The organism is Vibrio sp. 1CM2L (genome assembly GCF_023161695.1).
In the GTDB taxonomy this organism is placed as follows: domain Bacteria; phylum Pseudomonadota; class Gammaproteobacteria; order Enterobacterales; family Vibrionaceae; genus Vibrio; species Vibrio coralliirubri.
In genome coordinates, this window is record NZ_JALNTT010000002.1 from 103509 (window position 1) to 118709 (window position 15201).

The following is a 15201-nucleotide window of genomic DNA, read 5'->3' on the forward strand; positions in this document are numbered from 1 at the left end:
CGACACTGATATTCTGCGACACTTTTTAGTTCTGCTGCATGTTCAGGGAATCGTTCGTGAAGAAAACACAATGCATCCGTTGGTCTTGGTCTTGGTCTTGGTCTGAGACTTAAGCCAGCAACCAGTGTGGTAATAACTGAGTACTAAAACCTGAAGTACTAAAAGAGATAGGTAATGTATGCACCGAAAGATTACATCTTTCAAAGAGAAAAGCCTTCAGAAAGCGTCCTTCGGTGCATACAATTTCAAGCGACTGACATCAATGACTAGCGTAAGTCGCTAACATAAAAGACTAGCGTAAGCGTCTCAACACAACCTGCTGGTCAAGCTCATTCTGATAGTCAGTGTAATCAAGCCCTTGATCAAATATGTACTCAGTGACAAGAGTACGAATGCACTCAACTAATGTGCTTGCTTGCCAAGGCTTTTCAAAGTAACGGTCGATGCCTGCTGCATTAATCGCATTGATGGTATCAGTATGAGTGGCCTGCCCCGTAAGAAGAATTTTCTTTGTATTCGGAAAGCGGCTGTCATGGAACACTTCAGTGAGTAACTCCACACCCGTTTTCCCTGGCATCACATGATCAGACACGATGACGGTAATGTGTTCGCCTTCTGCGTCAAGTTCATCAATGAGATCAAGCACTTCTTGCGCTGATTCACAATCTTCAATATTCAGCCAACTCGCCAGCGGCTCTAAATCTTGTATCACTGCGCTCAGTACTTCTCTCTGGTCATCGACACAGATTAAATTAAGCTTCTCCATGTTCACCCTCTATTGGTAACTTGATTCTAAATACAGTTTTAGAAGCATCACTTTTCACAATGATACTTCCGCCATAACCTGCCACAATCCGCTTAACTACTGATAAACCCAAGCCCAATCCAAACGATAGACCACCTTTTTTAGTGGTGAAGTTGGGCTGAAATATCTTTCTACGAGTCGCCTCGTCTATCTCAGGGCCGTTATTCGTGATCGTAACTAATATTCTTTTCTTACTTAATCTGGTTTGAATTTCTATTGTGGCATCGTCTGAATTCGACATTGCATCACAAGCATTCTTTACAATGTTGACCCAAATCTGAACGAGCTCTGTTTTCGAGCCTTTAAAAGACGGTAAATCCGCAGGGCTCAATCGCACAGACACTCTACGTAACTCACTTTGTAACAAGGATAAGGCATGGTTAATGGAATCGTTAATATCAACCGCTTCTTCGGTGTCGATATCAGTTCTGCCAAGTTGTTTAACCGATTTTACGATGCCGACGGTGTGTCTAGATGCCAAACGTAAATCATGTAAATCACAGCCCATCTGCCAAAAACGAATCGCTTCTTCTGGGTTTTTCAGCCAATGTTTTGAAATAACGTCTGTTGCAGATAAAGCGTCAATTGGAATCGCCTTCGCAAGAGAGCGAGCAATGTTTTTGTCTAAACCATATTTTCTTTCAAATTGTCGCCCACGTGTTCGTGCTTCTAACGACGACGTTTTCTGGCCATGCATTAACCCAAAATCGAAAAATTGACTGGCTTCTGGATGCACTTCTTCAAGCAGATCCATGATGACCGTTTCAAGTCGGCCAGATTTACTATTTACTACACCAATAGCGTTGTTAAGTTCATGGGCAATCCCTGCAGCTAATTGACCCAAGGTCGTCATTTGCTCAGCAGTATGTAACTTCTCTAGCGCTTTTTGTTTCGCTATCGCTTCTTGTGTTGCGCGGCGTTGACGACGCGACAACTCATTGACAATCACAGGTGTGAACTGTGCGGTAAGAGGACCAAATTTACGTTCATCTTCTGCTGGCGTGTCTTTATCGATCCACGCTAACTCAACATCGGTTTTAGCAACAACCGTTGAAGATGCTGTCCAATTACCTGAAAAGAAGCTATGAACGCCTATAAAAGCCCCACTACCCGCGCTAAATACTCGCACTTGCGGTGTATTATCTTCGGAATAAAACCCTTCAAGTTCCCCACTCAACACATAATATAAACGAGTGTTTAACGCTGATTGTTCAATAATGGTGTTACCGGCACGGCACGTCACCCGACGTTCTGCCTGGTTAAAATAGCGATCGATCAGTGCTTCTAGCTTTTGTTGATACACGTATCGCTACCCTATGTGACCAATTGAATGTAGCAGCCACACCATAACAAAGCTCAATAGCACACCAACCACACCCAAAATAATACCGATTCTGGCCATTTGATTACTTTGCACATGACCAGTGGCATGAGCCAACGCATTCGGTGGCGTACTGATTGGCAGCGACATACCTAATGAAGCGGCAAAAGTCACAACTAGGATTAACGTTAACTCACCGCCTAGTGGCGTGAGTGAAGCCATAGACGAACCTAATGCAGCCATAATTGGCATTAACAAGTTAGCCGTTGCGGTATGAGACATAAAGTTTGCCATTACCAAGCACAAGAACGCCGCTCCGAACAACACCACATATGGTGAGTAGCTATCAAACGGAATACTGTGTACCACGAGCCTTGCTAAGCCAGTTTTATCGAGAGCTAAACCAAGCGCAATACCACCTGATACAAGCCACAATACGTCCCAAGAAATTTTCTTCAGGTCTTCTTTATTGATGATCCCTGTGAGTGAGAACACAGCGACAGGAATCAGTGCGACGGTATAAGAGTTCATGCCATGGCTTGAACCCATTAACCAAAGAATGATGGTGAGCGCAAAAGTGACGTACACCGCAATGGCTTTTGGTGTTTTAAGGAATTTACCTTTAATACTTAGCTCGATTTTCTTTTGGTCGGCTTTGTACATAAAGCCTATTAAAAACCACGCTAACGCCATCATAATAACGACAAACGGCACACCAAATGCCATCCATTCGCCAAACGTAATGAGGTTATCGCCAACTAAATATTTAAGTGCGATAGCATTCGGAGGGGTACCGATCGGGGTACCAATACCACCGATGTTAGCGGCAACGGGGATACAAAGCGCAAACGCTACACGACCGGGGTCTTTCGGACCAAACACAGCCAATACCGGCGTTAAAATGGATAGCATCATTGCCGTTGTTGCCGTGTTAGACATAAACATCGAAAAGATACCGGTGATCAACATTAAGCCGAGCATCACAAACTTTGGGTCTTGTCCAAATGGCTTCAACAACACGCGGGCTAAGTTTACGTCTAATCGATATTTAGTGGCGGCCATCGCTAAGAAAAAACCGCCCAAAAACAGCATGATGATTGGACTGGCGAATGTCGCCATGATGTCGCTGTATTTTAACAACTCACCAAAATGTTCCTCCCCATGCTCAAATCGTAAAAAGATCAGCCCTTTATCCGACAACATCAATAATTGCAGAACGATAATAACAACAGACGTCGCGTAAATCGGGATAGGCTCAAACACCCAGCACAATGCCGCTAATAAAAAGATCGCAATAACGCGTTGTTGAATAATCGTAAGGCCTTCAAATGGAAACGCTGATAGCGGCATTACGAGGATAATGAAAGGAATTAAAATGGGGATAATGTATTTAATATAGGGGCGCATAGCACAAAAACTCTTCCTGAGATAACAACTACTTAGAAATTAGATTTACAGTTCTAATTTAGATCCGACAACGAATTATCGAGCTCTTATCGCTATCTCACTCTCGGCTAGATCAATGATTACGTGATCGCGATACCCCCAGTTTCGTTTCTGTGCGCTACCTCAACGTTTGTATGTCATTTATTGTTGAAATTAAATTCAGGAGAGTGGTTTCTACGTTCCTAGTCATAATCCGTTCCAGTTACTCTAGATACTGTCAGAACAGATCAGTCACTTAAAGTCACGTCCATAAATTAAAGCCATACCCATAAATTGAGGACCGCTTCTGATAAAAGCGCTGAACGACCTTTTAAAGGATGAAGTAATGGATACTGGCACTACTATAAAGTGCCTTTTCTAATAGTTGGTTGCTTGTCATGTTTCCTCCGTGAAACTGATGTTTGATGAGAGAATCAGGACTGCTCAACACCGAACGTCCAAATACACATCATATGCTTATCGTAATGCACGGAAAATACCATGCATTACAATTCAATCTAAAGCCATTATCTAAGTGGCTTATTTGCTCAGGTTGTTCGGAAATACGTTCGTTTTCACTTCCGTAGCAAACTCATTTGCTGCGTCAAAGATAGTTTGGCTGCAATGGGCGTACTGTTTTGAAAACGGAGGCCATCGGCTACCAAGCCCAAGCGCATCATTGATGACTAACACCTGCCCATCACAATCAGCACCCGCACCAATCCCAATTGTAGGAATGCTGACCTCTTGAGTAATCGATTCGCCAAGTGAAGAAGGTATGTGCTCAAGCACCAACATAAACGCACCGGCTTCTTGAATCGCTTTTGCTTCTTCGCTGACGGTTTGAGCATCTTCAGCAGATTGCCCTACTTTCTTGAAGTTTGTTGCCGTTTGCGGAGTTAACCCCGTGTGGCCAACAACTGGGATACTGTTTGCGACAAGGTGAGCAATAACATCGAGTTTTGCACCTTCCAGCTTTATGCTGTCGGCACCCGCCTGCATCAGCCTTTTAGCATTAACTAACGCAACTTCAGGAGAACGGTCGGTTAAGTATGGGAGGTCACCTATAATGTGAGTATTTGGAGCACCGCGACGCACTGCCCCTACATGATATTCCATGTGCTCAATGGTCACATCTCGCGTACTGCTAAAGCCCATTTCAACCATGCCGACAGTATCACCAACAAGAATAATAGGTATCCCAGCAGATTCGATACTTGCAGCCACTGGGAATGTATAAGCGGTCAACATCGGAATACGTTGTTTCCCTTTCATTTCCATAAAAGAACTTGGAGTGTGTTTCATGTTCTTGCTCTCATAAAATCATGCGTTATTAAAGCACTGATACTATTAGTTTTAATTGAGCTATGGAAGAGAAAATCTGGTGTTAACTAAACACCCACAAATTATGTTCAATTCAGAAAATACGTTGAGTTAGTGGGCGTTGAACCTAGGGAAAGTGATTGTTACGATGAACTATGAATACCATAACGCCGCTGTTAAGGAGTGAGCAACGCAATACCAAGGCCGCCGCAAACCACCTTAATCACTAACATCAACGCATAGTGAAAATGCCACGCGTTGCGAATCACTCTTAAACAGATTGTTATACCGTTGTTTCACGTTGATTTGTTTTAAATTGCTCAATAGATTCCTTAATCGTTTCACGAGACTCAAATTCTGGATTGCAAGAGTAAAGCATCCATTTATGAATTACCTTTGGTTTACCTCGAAACGCGATAAATGACTGGATTTTTGCATACCTCTGTAAAGGCTTTGATTTAGTGTATATTTTAGCTTTTAAAAATGCCCGTTCGTACGCAAGGAAATAGTAAAAACAATAGATGTATGCCAGCAAACTAACAGATAGCAACATAGGAACGAGAAAATCACGAAATGTCCCGATACTGAAAAATTTAGTTGGTTCGCTATAGATGCTTAGCAACGAATCAATGAGTAAGAACAACCCCAAAATAGCGATGATTACATCGACTACTTTTTTCGCTGGTTGATGTTCCGGTTTCACAGCGAAAGCACTGCAACAACTAAGAAACGTCAATAATGACACTAAAATTAATTCCACCACAAAACTATAAGAATGAAATGCCACCAAAAATTCAATAAGCACTATTAATTTTAACTGACTATTTAAAGACTCTCGAAGAAACTCGATAGGCTCGCTAACTTTCGTCGTTTTTAATAGCTGAACAAATGCGATAAACACAAACCACAGTATCGTGTTTTTTAACTGACCAACATTCCAAACATCAATACGCTCAAGTATGAAGACCACAAAGATCGTATAAGCAGCTAGTGTCGCAAGCGTAATAAGAATTGTCTTCTGTAACATCGTTCGGGCAACACAACCTAGCGAGCTTCGTACTTCTGAGTGTTTAATCATCATCCAAGCAAAGAAGGCAATTATGAGAGTCGCCGATGCTAATTCTCGATTATTGAATACGTTCAAAATACTCCTCACTTATGAAAACGGTATAACGCCCTGTTAGGTGTGAGCAACGCAATACCAAAGCCGCCGCATACTACCTTAAACACTAAACGCAACGCACAGCAAAAATGCCAAGTGTTGCGAATCACTCATAAACAGATTGTTAGGCTTTTATTTCGTCAATTTCATATTCATTGTTGTAGAAGAATACGGGTGAAACTCAGGTAACAAACTTACTATTTGTCCATCATCGAAGTGATGGTGGGCGATCGAGGGGAAAAGCTCTTCCGGCACTGGAATTTTTGCATTTGGGTTGTGAAACATTGATAAGCCTTCCGCCCATGTTTCTGTTGATTCAGTAGTCACCTGATACATGAACGTTTTTGGCAATGAAGCATTAGGGTTATGATCATGGCACGTCCCGAAACGATGCATGATTATGTTATCACCACCAAAGCCCGCCTGTTTACCGATACGGTTAAATTTTGAGATTGTGCCACTTGCAGAAAATATAATTGCACTGACATTTTCGGAATCTGGTTGAAAGAAATAGCCAGAAGGTATCTCTTTACCATTAAGCTCATGTTTATCAATTTTTAAAGCTGAAATTACCAACTTTCCGTTTTCATCATAATCAAAGTCATGTTTAACACCATAAAGGTAGTTAATCAACGCAGTTGAACTCCACTGCATTGATTGATCATCATGAAAATCCGCGATAGCGAAAACTAGAGGGTGACCTTTAACCTGCTCAAGATTCCAATATTCCTTTTTTAGTTTAGAGTATAGAGGGCTTCCAAATTTAATTGGCATTTCATTTTTATGTTTTTCTTTTACCTCTGATGGATCTAGATACTTAGGCTCGACTTTAAAAGCAGACACTGGATTGTCTGGCTTTCTACCTACTATGACAGCTTCAATTGCTACCTTTTTCCCATATTTCTCAACAATGAAATCTGGCGCATTATATTCTCTATTAAAGAATAACTGCTCCTCATTTAGGTAAGTATTTAGGTAAAGCTCCCACAATCTCGCATCAAAGCCTGTACTTTGAAATTGTTCGACAAAGTTACCATCAATATCAACAAAATGTGACATCAGCTCATTAATAACCGTTTTAGCAGGTACAAATGCTTCTTCTTGCAATAATTTTGAGAAATATAAATGTTGCTTGTGGAAAGGAACAACAGGAGTAAACAAATCTACGTTTTTTTGCTTATCTCCTTGAGGAAACTCTTTATTACCTTTTCCAACGTGCCATTTAATGCCACCTTTCACCCAATTGGTTGCTTCTTCTTGAGTTTCAATTGACGCTTCAACATCGAATGCCCTAAACCTACCCCCTTCATCTCTACCGAACAAGACTCCAACAAAATCGTTATCTATCGTATCTCTTAGAACAAGTCCTAAGACAATTTCATTTTCATCAGTAAAGTATGCTAGTTCTTCACTCATATATGCAGCGGCTGGACTCCTTGATTGAGCAGCAAGTGCATTGAAACGTTTAGGGTCTAAATCTAAAACTTTTATTTTGTCCATAATTACACCGAATCTATAAGAAAGCCTAACACCGTATTAAGGTGTGAGCGACGCTTGCTATACTTGAGCTAAGCGAAACTGCCAAGCGTTGCGAATCAATCTTAAATGCTTTGTTATCTTTTAATCATAACTACTGAGTTGAGCACTTTATTTCCTTGAGGGTTAGATTGTTCGGCAACGTACTGTAATTGTGAAGATTTAAACTCAGTATCAATAAATTTTATTTCAGCCTTTCCGCGATTGTAATTACCACTAGAAACATCTAAATGTAGGTCTAAAAGATAGTTCTTTACATCATCGATATTGACTTCAAACGGTACTAATCCTCTATCTATGATACTAACGCTTCCACCATTAATTAATAATTGCCCGCCCGCGTCGTAGACATCTTTGTGTACCTTGTTTCTATAGCTCGCCATATGACTAGGCTCTAGATCTTCAACCTTAAGGTTGAAGCCATTAGCTATAGTGTAAGGGTCTGAACCAATAAACCAGCAGATTAGCACATCAAATGAAGCCTGTTGGAAAACTTGGAATTTCGCGACGTCAAATAGATTTAAGATAAAGATATCTACTCGAGAACTTGTTTCTTGGTATTTCCCGTTAACACTTTTTACAACTGACGTGGACACGCCATGATTGGTTAAATATTCTTCAGCTTTTGAAGCTAAGTGTTCATTTACCTCAACACATATAACCTTAGGAACTTTTTTGGCTATTTCCAAAGTACTAAAACCAGCACCACAGCCAATCTCTAGTGCTCGAGTCGCGCTAGGTAAAGAGCTTGCCATCCATGTGTAAAAGTTTCTTTTTTCAAACCCAGATGAGTTTTTCGACCACTCATTGGCATATTGTAATTTATTCATTGGTGTTGCATTTTTAAAGTCCATTTATACCTCATTAAGTCATTGTATTGGGGGAAAGATAACGCCGCATTAAGGTGTGAGCGGCGCTTGGCTATACTTGAGCTAAGCGAAACTGCCAAGCGTTGCGAATCATTCTTAAATGCTTTGTTAACTGCGTATGCGTTCGGCTTGAGCAGCATAAGCATCAACAAAATCAATATTCATTTGCCTTAAAGCTTGCAAAGACTTCTTACTATCGAGCAAAACAATATTTTTATTGCCTTTCATGAATGATTTTATTTTTGATTTTTTAAACCCAATCTTCATCTCAGTTGTAAATATAGGAATGTAGAACATTAGTGCGCCTATAATTACAACTCTCATAACAAAACTACTGTCTGAATGCTGCACCGTCGAAATACGAACATGAAATGGGTTTAATTCACCTTTACTGGTAACTGAGCGACCATTTTCTTGAAAATCTTTTATTTGAGTAGCATCTAATATTTTTGGTTTAACTAATCCAGTTAACAAAAAGAGTTCTTGTGCGCAATCAGACTTATCATTATCCAGTATGTAGGGGATGAACTTTTCGAATAATTCAGGATGCGACCCTGCCGAACGAGTAGAGTTGAATGAAACTTTTAGTAGCCAACGTAGTAAAAGGTCAAAATCGTATGATAATGAAATACTTGGCTTGGTGTAGTTTTCAACCATGATCTGGTTATCTGTCACGAATGTTTGAGCATATCCATCTAACCCACCAAGCTTTACATTATTACAATCACCACACACATCTTTTACGATCATTTCTGACGGCAACATTTTACCCGCTTTTTCATTCCATCCCGTGTGATTTCCAATTTTTTCCTTCTGATACTTATACATGAAATTAGGAATCACATGTTCTCGAGTAAGCTTTTCATCTTTTTTACAATAGGCACAACTTGCCATAAATACCTCAATAGTTTCTTTAGCAGCTAACAGCTATTAGACAGAAAAATTCCGTATCTAAATGCAGAGTTTTCTATCTAGTTCTTATGTAGCCTATCTTAAGCCACTTACTTTATTCATAACAATTACTTATCGTTCTTAGTTTGTGATTGAACAAGAAAATGTAGATTTTTTCTGTCTAACAAGATCAAATGTAGAAAAGTTGAGAACTGTGCTTAGTAGTATTGTTAAAACAAATTTACTATTGATAATAAAGATAATATCTCCACTTCCAAAATTCTCTTATTTACTAATTTGTAATTAATATTAAAACAGAGAAATATCGGAGTTAACTTAGATAATTTTATTCTATCAATTCAAACAAAACGGATTTTAATAACTCCCGCCCCTTCATACGTTTACGATAAAGAATAAAATTGAATTTTATAAAAACAATTTGATCAATAATATTTTTTTGTAAACTTTGAATTACATACCATAAAATTTAATCTCCCTGATAAACTTGTCATAAATCCAAATGCTCTTCCAATCTTGATTCGCAACACATGGCATTAGCGTGTTGCATATAGACTTCCTATAAAGCCGTTGGGAAGAAGGAGTTTATATTAAAATCAGGAACGAAAAATGAACCAACAACGTCAACTAAGCTGGAAAATAGCAGCTATTCTAGGGACATCTTTTGGCTTTAATGCACACGCTGCAGAAATGATCAGAGTCGATAATGATACACTGCTACAACAAAGCCTCGTCGCGCAGTCGAAGAGTGTTGCCCCACTAGAATTAGGTTTTTCTGAAGTTAAACGGGTGGTACTGCCCAATGGAAAAACAAAAGTCCGCTATCAACAAACTCACCTAGGTTTACCCGTCTTCAACACTTCGGTTGTCGCTACCCTTTCCAAAAACCAACCCACTCAGGTGTTTGGTTCGATGGCACAAGGGATCAGTGGTGACTTATCCAGCATCGCGCCAAAACTGAATCAAGAACAAGCGATAGAAGCCGCTCTGTCTGCTCACCGCACGTTTACTGTCGGCAAAAAGTCGATTGAAAACAAAAATGCAAAACTGATGGTGAGACTGGACGAGAACCAAACCGCGCAATTGGTGTATCTGGTCGATTTCTTTATCGCGTCTTCAATGCCAGAGCGCCCTTTTTACTTTATTGATGCCACGACTGGCGATGTTCTCCAAAAATGGAATGGACTAAACCACGCTAAAGCATTAGGTACTGGCCCCGGTGGCAACCTCAAAACCACTCGATATGAATATGGTAGTGACTTCCCTAGCTTTCCCATCGACAAAACAGGCACGACTTGTACGTTAGAAAATGAATCAGTTAAGACAGTCGATTTGAGGAACGGAACGTCTGGCAGCGCAGCCTACAGTTACAACTGTGCCGACGGCACCAACTACACCGATCATAAATACATCAACGGGGCTTACTCACCTCTTAACGATGCGCACTACTTCGGTAATGTCGTATTCGATATGTACAAAGAGTGGATGAACACATCGCCTTTGACTTTCCAGCTGACGATGCGAGTTCATTACGGTACCGATTATGAAAATGCCTTTTGGAATGGCTCATCCATGACATTTGGAGATGGCAAAAATACCTTTTACCCATTAGTCGATATCAACGTGAGTGCTCACGAAGTTAGCCACGGGTTCACCGAGCAAAACTCCGGCCTTGTGTACCGAAACATGTCGGGCGGCATCAATGAAGCCTTCTCCGATATTGCGGGCGAAGCGGCTGAATACTACTTGCGTGGCAATGTGGATTGGATTGTCGGTAGCGATATCTTCAAGTCTGAAGGTGGTTTGCGTTACTTTGATCAACCTTCAAAAGATGGTCGCTCGATTGATCATGCCTCTCAATACTACGATGGTTTGAACGTTCACTTGTCTAGCGGTGTTTACAACCGCGCCTTTTACCTTTTAGCGAACAAATCGGGTTGGAATGTACGTAAGGGCTTTGAAATATTCACGGTCGCAAACCAATTGTATTGGACGGCAAACAGTACCTTTGATGCTGGAGCTTGTGGGGCCGCGAAAGCCGCAGCAGACATGGGCTATGTGGTTGCTGATGTTGAAGATGCTTTTAACACAGTAGGCGTGAATGCGAGTTGTGGCGTAACCCCTCCAACTGGCAATGTGCTGATGAAAGGAACGCCAATTGCGAACCTAAGCGGGAATCAATCCTCGGAAAGCTTCTACACGTTCACTGTTGATTCTGCATCAAGCGTGACGGTTTCAATGTCTGGTGGCTCCGGCGATGCCGACCTTTACGTGAAATCGGGTAGCAAGCCAACGACATCGAGTTACGACTGTCGCCCTTATCGCGCTGGAAACAATGAGCAGTGCAGTGTGAGCGCTCAACCGGGTGTCACCTATCATGTGTTACTGCGCGGATACTCGAACTACTCAGGCCTAACATTGCGTTTAGATTGAGTTAGAGCAAAAAGCGAACCGCGTTAAATGGAGATCAACAAGGCCAAACTGTTTTGCCTATTAGGTCTTGAAATAAAAAACCTCCGGTTACGCAGGCGTGACCGGAGGTTTATTGGATAAGTTGTCATTGATACTACAAGTAAGATAAAGCTAGTAAGGTACAACTAATCATCGAGTAGTGATTAGAACTCTTCAGTATCAATCTCACGTTGAGTTGCCGCGTTATAACGTCCACCAGCTATCTTGTTTTGAGGAATGATACCGTCTATCACGCGCAGCAATTCATCAGAAACTGATAGCTGTTGTGCATTCCAGTTCTCTTCTAAGTGTTGAAGGCTTGTAGTGCCCGGCAATGCAATAGAGTTCGGCGCTTTTTTCAAAGTCCAAGCCAACGCCAATTGTGCCAGAGTCGGAGTTGAACCGCGATTGTCATTAATCGAAAAGCCGTTCTCTTCAGCAAACATCGGCAACACAGACTCAAACTGTCGTACTAAAGACAAATTAGACTCGAAGTGTTCATCAGAGAAACGTGGCATGGCTAAGCGAATATCACCAGCAACAAACTGATTATCTTTCACTTCGCCCGTCAACATACCGCGACCAACAGGGCTAAACGACACAAAGATCGCATCTATCTTTTGGCATTGCTCGATTACCGCGATTTCTGGATTACGTGACCAGAGCGAATATTCCGATTGCACGGCTGCTATCTTATGAACCGCGTTTGCTTTGGCGATGGTGTCGGCAGAAACTTCTGACAAACCTATGTGCTTGATCTTACCTTCTTCCACCAAACGAGAAAGCTCATCAATACTCTCTTCAATCGGAACACTTTTATCCCATCGATGCAGGTAGTACAAATCAATAACGTCAGTATTCAAACGCTTTAGTGAATCTTCACACGTTTTGCGAATGGTTTCTGGCCGCCCATCAATCGCTCGCTTGCCATCAGGCCCTTTGAACATTCCACATTTACTGGCGAGGAAAAACTCATGACGACGATGACCAACAGCCTCAGCTAACAGTGATTCATTCGCACCAAAGCCATACAACGCAGCCGTATCGAGCATGTTATAGCCCAAATCCAATGCTTGATTGAGTAACTTAATGCTATCCGATTTCTGAGGCGGAGTGCCATAAGCATGCGACAAGTTCATACAACCTAAAGCCACTGGCGCTAATGTCTGCCCACCAATACTAGCCATCATCGTTTATCCTTATACTGCTAAAAATACCAACTGTGGAACCAATACGACTTTAAAGAACGGTTCTTCTTTAAGTCACTACTGAGCGTTAACTTGCTACTCAGCTTTTAATTACTCAGCTTCAAGTAACTGTTCAAGCTTGTCTAATGTTTCCATTGCAGGAAGGCAGCTCGCCACACTCGAATTTGGCTCACGACCCGTTTTGATTGCATCGAAGAATTCGCGGTCGATAAGCTCAATACCATTATTAGAAACCGCAACACCCTCTAGTGAGATAGGGTTTTCTTTGCCGTCATACAGGTCATCATAACGCGCTAAGTAAGTGCCCTCTTCACAGATGTAACGGAAGAACGTACCAAACGGGCCATCATTGTTGAATGACAGTGAAAGCGTACAAATTGCACCTGATGGCACTTTCATTCCAATGCTCATGTCCATTGCAATACCCAAGTCTGGGTGAATTGGACCTTGAAGCGCTTGCAGCTTAGTTGCCTGTTCACCGGTTTGGTATTGGAAAAGGTCAACCGTATGGCACGCGTGATGCCAAAGCAGGTGATCTGTCCAACAACGAGCTTCACCTTTGGCATTGGTGTTCGTGCGGCGGAAAAAGTACGTTTGAACGTCCATCTGCTGGATATGAAGTTCGCCGGCAGCAATCTTGTTTTGAATCCATTGGTGGCTTGGGTTGAAACGACGAGTGTGGCCAGCCATTGCGATTTTTCCAGATTTCTTTTGAGCTTCTACCACACGGTAGCTGTCTTCGATGTTGTCCGCCATTGGGATTTCAACCAAAACATGTTTGCCTGCTTCCATACATTCAATCGCTTGTGCTGCATGCATTTGTGTTGGCGTAGCAAGAATTACTGCTTCCACTTCATCAAGTACAAGTGCGTCAGATAGATTGGTAAAGCCCTTTGAATCATGACCATACTCTGTGATCAGTTGATCAAGCTTATCTTGCTCTGGAGAAACCATCGCAGTTACGCGAACGCCTTCAATTTCACGGATAGCATCCAGGTGTTTACGTCCAAAGGCACCTGTCGCGCCCACAACACATACGTTCATATTCATTCCTTTAATTTGATACCCGCCCTGTTTGGCTGGTGTTGCTTAATACTTGTTACTTAATGTTTGATTGCTTAATAATCGATGGCTTCTACGTTTAACCCAGTTCTGCATTCAGCTAATCACAACATTCGCTTGCTGAGATTTTCGATTTTTTGGTTATCCCGTTATTCATTCACTGCGCGAGTTCGAGTATTGGCCAACTGCCCTAATACCAAATCACTCAGTGTAGATAGGTCTTGCCCTTGATATTCGACCGGCATCTTACCGAGTGCGCTATGCCACTCCATCGCACCGTTCACCATCGAGCCATTCAAATTTAGTTCGCTTAAGGTGTTAGATACCTCTTTAAGCTCGTTGGAACGTCGCTCCCCATGAGATAACATACGTTCCAAGTGATATTGGCCAAGATCGTTCAATGGCAGGGCTGGATACGTTGTACTAAGTGATTCGAGCACATGATTTTCAACCCCCGCTTTACGCGCTGCCAACAAACATTCCGTAGTGAGAGCTTCAAGTCCTTTTACCATCACAGAACGAATCATTTTGATGCTTGATGCCTCACCCACTTGGTCAGACACCACTTCAACGTTGAAGCCAAGTGTGGTCAGTAGCGGTTCAATCTCTAATGCTTTTTTTCCAGAGATCAACAATGGGATTGCAGATGTTCTTCCCGACACCGGGGCCATAATTACAACATCAAGGTAGCTTGCACCGCATGCTTCAATTAGCTCAGCATTCCTTTGTTTTACTTGGGGTGAACATGAATTACAGTCCAAGAATATCTGTTTGGGCGTAAATGTTTTCGCTACGTTTTTCGCCACTGCTTCTGCTTGATCGGCCGTCACCAGTGAAAAGACTAACTCAGCACCATTTATCGCCTCGTGGGCTTCAAATGCACCTTGAACGCCATGCTTTATGTATTCAAGGAGAATGCTTTCGCGGTGCTGTGCATGGTTACTTTTGATATCGAATCCACTGATCACTTCTGGTGCTTTATCACCCCAGCTAACCAAAAATGCTTGTGCAGCTTCACCAAACCCAATGAACGCAGCTCTTGTTATCGTCGCCATAATTCTCTTTTTACCTGCCAACTTATCTGCGTTTTTCATGACAGTTACCTTAGCATTGGCACCTAAAGAGCGATA

Annotated in this window: 12 protein-coding genes; 1 reads left to right on the top strand and 11 read right to left on the bottom strand. The window is 41.9% G+C overall.

Going from position 1 to position 15201, the window contains the following annotated elements; translation table 11 throughout:
- Positions 1–292: 292 nt before the first annotated feature.
- From MSG34_RS05775 to MSG34_RS05820, 8 genes are all read right to left on the bottom strand, one after another.
- Entirely contained in the window at positions 293–766 is a 474-nt protein-coding gene (locus MSG34_RS05775; protein WP_017070648.1) for a response regulator, read from the bottom strand.
- Positions 753–2108 carry an ATP-binding protein gene (locus tag MSG34_RS05780; RefSeq protein ID WP_248336625.1) on the bottom strand — a complete coding sequence of 452 codons (1356 nt, stop codon included), beginning with the start codon at positions 2106–2108 and terminating at the stop codon, positions 753–755. The genes MSG34_RS05775 and MSG34_RS05780 overlap by 14 nt, the downstream gene beginning before the upstream one ends.
- 6 nt (positions 2109–2114) lie before the next feature.
- Entirely contained in the window at positions 2115–3533 is a 1419-nt protein-coding gene (locus MSG34_RS05785) for an SLC13 family permease (RefSeq protein ID WP_050653364.1), read from the bottom strand.
- A gap of 558 nt (positions 3534–4091) precedes the next feature.
- Positions 4092–4856, bottom strand: a complete 765-nt coding sequence (gene panB, locus MSG34_RS05790; RefSeq protein WP_248336627.1) for a 3-methyl-2-oxobutanoate hydroxymethyltransferase — start codon at positions 4854–4856, stop codon at positions 4092–4094.
- 301 nt (positions 4857–5157) lie between these two features.
- Positions 5158–6018 (bottom strand): hypothetical protein, encoded by an 861-nt coding sequence (locus MSG34_RS05800; RefSeq protein ID WP_248336631.1) that lies wholly within the window; start codon positions 6016–6018, stop codon positions 5158–5160.
- A gap of 150 nt (positions 6019–6168) precedes the next feature.
- Positions 6169–7536: a hypothetical protein gene (locus MSG34_RS05810; RefSeq protein ID WP_248336633.1), complete on the bottom strand. Its 1368-nt coding sequence runs from the start codon at positions 7534–7536 to the stop codon at positions 6169–6171.
- Positions 7537–7649: 113 nt separating this feature from the next.
- Positions 7650–8426, bottom strand: a complete 777-nt coding sequence (locus tag MSG34_RS05815; RefSeq protein WP_248336635.1) for a methyltransferase domain-containing protein — start codon at positions 8424–8426, stop codon at positions 7650–7652.
- Between the two features lie 123 nt (positions 8427–8549).
- Entirely contained in the window at positions 8550–9335 is a 786-nt protein-coding gene (locus MSG34_RS05820) for an HNH endonuclease (protein WP_248336637.1), read from the bottom strand.
- 624 nt (positions 9336–9959) lie between these two features.
- Here MSG34_RS05820 and MSG34_RS05825 point away from each other — a divergent pair.
- Complete coding sequence (locus MSG34_RS05825) at positions 9960–11783, top strand: M4 family metallopeptidase (protein WP_248336639.1); 1824 nt, start codon at positions 9960–9962, stop codon at positions 11781–11783.
- Between the two features lie 182 nt (positions 11784–11965).
- Here MSG34_RS05825 and MSG34_RS05830 read toward each other — a convergent pair whose 3' ends face one another.
- The 3 genes from MSG34_RS05830 to MSG34_RS05840 form a co-directional block, all read right to left on the bottom strand.
- Positions 11966–12991, bottom strand: a complete 1026-nt coding sequence (locus tag MSG34_RS05830) for an aldo/keto reductase (protein ID WP_248336641.1) — start codon at positions 12989–12991, stop codon at positions 11966–11968.
- Positions 12992–13099: 108 nt separating this feature from the next.
- Positions 13100–14053, bottom strand: a complete 954-nt coding sequence (locus MSG34_RS05835) for a Gfo/Idh/MocA family oxidoreductase (protein WP_050621165.1) — start codon at positions 14051–14053, stop codon at positions 13100–13102.
- 167 nt (positions 14054–14220) lie between these two features.
- The gene (locus MSG34_RS05840; protein ID WP_248336643.1) at positions 14221–15165 is read right to left on the bottom strand and encodes a DUF1932 domain-containing protein; all 945 of its coding nucleotides are present in this window, start codon (positions 15163–15165) and stop codon (positions 14221–14223) included.
- Positions 15166–15201 lie beyond the last annotated feature (36 nt).